Annotated in this window: 1 protein-coding gene; it reads left to right on the top strand. The window is 46.6% G+C overall.

Annotation, left to right across the window (positions count from 1 at the left end):
* Nucleotides 1-206 (top strand): hypothetical protein (locus ACSVH6_RS13635; protein WP_438079421.1); only part of this gene is annotated, 206 nt, incomplete at both ends.

The following is a 206-nucleotide window of genomic DNA, read 5'->3' as shown; positions in this document are numbered from 1 at the left end:
CCGGTAGCACCAACTTTATGTCAAGGTGGAACTACCAGTGTGACGTATAATGTAACGGATAAATGTTATAGTGGTTCAGTAACCCGTACCTTCACCGTAATTGCTCCTGCAGAAGTAACAACGAATGCACCGGCTAACGCTTCAGCTTCGGCTTGTGCTTATGCAGACCAAGCTGCTGTTAACGCTGCGTTTGCTGCGTTCTTAAA

It is taken from the genome of Flavobacterium sp. XGLA_31 (genome assembly GCF_051547105.1).
GTDB lineage: Bacteria > Bacteroidota > Bacteroidia > Flavobacteriales > Flavobacteriaceae > Flavobacterium.
The sequence above is the reverse complement of the archived record's forward strand: the minus strand, read 5'-3'. Positions and strand labels throughout refer to the sequence as shown.